General features: G+C 39.4%; 1 protein-coding gene and 2 pseudogenes. All 3 read right to left on the reverse strand.

Features of this window, described 5'->3' with window-relative positions; all coding sequences use genetic code 11:
- Nucleotides 1–273, reverse strand: a pseudogene (locus tag ACFIK4_RS05435) (hypothetical protein); the annotation flags it as partial.
- A 3-nt stretch (nt 274–276) separates the two neighbouring features.
- The gene (locus ACFIK4_RS05440) at nt 277–1659 is read right to left on the reverse strand and encodes a hypothetical protein (RefSeq protein WP_375675352.1); all 1383 of its coding nucleotides are present in this window, start codon (nt 1657–1659) and stop codon (nt 277–279) included.
- 88 nt (nt 1660–1747) lie between these two features.
- Nucleotides 1748–1991 (reverse strand): annotated as a pseudogene (locus tag ACFIK4_RS05445) (hypothetical protein); the annotation flags it as partial.

Genomic DNA, 1991 nt, shown 5'->3' on the forward strand with positions numbered 1-1991 from the left:
ATCATCTAAATTAAAACTCAAACCATGCTTTAAAGAGTTCCAAAAAGCTTCACTTTGCGTGATTTCGGGATGTTGGGGTGATGTTTCGTACCCTCCAAAATTTTCATATTCATTATCAGGAATACGTCCAATAATTTTTATATCAGGACCAAAGTCTGGTAACGTTTCCCCCCTTAACTTACCATATTCATCATCAGGAATACGTTGAATAATCTTCACGCTAGGACCAAAATTAGGAAAAGACTCTCGATAAGCATTATTATAATGAGGCATAATCTATCCCTTAACAGCTTTATATTTAATACCATTGTGGTTTAAGATAAACTTTGTTCCAGAAGGCAATTTATTAGCTTCTTCTGTATTATTCACTACTGGTGCATTTGCCCAATCCCCTTGTGACATCGGTGAATCTACAAAATATTTATCAGAGATTTCTCGGGGCGTATCTATAGGCTGACCTGTTAATGCGTTGTACAGTTGAAGATCATTATGCCTATTGAAAAAATCAAATGCTGTTTTAATTACTTTTAAAGTCCTCTCCAATCCCTCTTTATCTCGCCCAACATCCAAAGAACCAAACATTGATGATAGTGCCTGACTTTCAAAATTTGATATAGGACCAGTTCCTACTGTTCCGCTAGGACTCATCGATTTTAGATTCTCAAATACCGTCCTTAGAACACCACCTCTAATTCCCTCCAATAATTTGTCTAAGTTGTACCCATCACTTCCACCAGCTTTTTTCGTAAACCACCCCTTAAATCCTGTAGCACTACCTTTTTGAAGGAGGTTAAAAGCAGCTTTCAGATCATTTAATCCAGCTCTCAACTGCTGCTTGGTGGTGAACATATTTTTTATCCTTCTACCCTCCCATTCTTTCTGGGCTTGTAGTTTTTGATTATACTCAAGTTCTTGTGGAGACCCCTTTACCGGTCTCATTTCGCGTTCACCAGTCTCTGGATTGGTATACCATTGAAACCCCTGACTTAACTTAGGAGTATCACCACCTGTTAGCATCGCACTAAGCATTTGAGGATTACGTGCCATAATAGCAGCTTCTTCTTCACTATAGCCTTTGGACTTTAGATACTCGACGGTCTGATTAACCTGTCCTCTTTTTTCTCTTTCCATATCACCACGACGAAGATTCATAGCTGCATTCGCTAAACTTTGTGCTATCGTCCCATCTGATAATGCATAACCAATCCCATAATCTGATAATCTTTGTAAAAACTCAGGACTACGCAAGTAATCCCAAAAACTCTGTTGAGAACCAGTATCTTGGTGAGGAACAGTACTCTGTTGTGGCTGTACAGACTTCTGTGGTTCTACAGATGAAATAGGCTCTGGTAATTGAGACTGCTTTGGTTTCAATGATGCCAAATCTGAAGTTTCAATTGCATTAGGCAAAGGTTCAATACCTAAAGGATTTGGTTGTGAACCAAAGGTCGCTACTGGTAAAGAAGGGACTGAAGACGGTACATACGGTTTTCTGCCTGCCGATCTTAAAGACGAACTTACATCTGGCAAAGGTTCCATATCCTTCGATAAACCTAAAGGATTTGATTGTGAACCAAAAGTTGGTACAGATGAAGAAGGGATTAAATAAGGCAAATTATTTGCCTGTTGTTGTGCATTTTCCATACGTTGATTTTGCATTAGTATACGCGACGCGAATGGGTCCATTGCATACATAGACTTAATTAGTCGTGATAACATGTTATCGTTACTATTTTGCATAACTACCTCACTTTTTTCCTGCAAAATTAGCAATACTAGCTAAAATCCCTATAGCGTTCTTCCAAGGGTCGTTGCCTTGCATCATAGAGGCTGTATTATTATTCGTTGTCGTGCCGTAATTTCTTGCAAAGCCATGACCGGCGTTCATAAGCATATTCAACCTATTCCAACCGCTATTGTCTTGTTCCAGCCAACGTTCTCTATTGGCATCAACAAGGCGTTGATTGTGGGCATCAAGCACACCTCCCCCT

This window comes from Bartonella sp. AP9QHHD, assembly GCF_042195625.1.
Classification (GTDB): Bacteria; Pseudomonadota; Alphaproteobacteria; order Rhizobiales; family Rhizobiaceae; genus Bartonella.

What these genes read in the sequence shown, in the direction of transcription:
- ACFIK4_RS05440 (WP_375675352.1), bottom strand. Translation starts at nt 1,659, where the DNA reads ATGCAAAATCAACGTATGGAAAATGCACAACAACAGGCAAATAATTTG.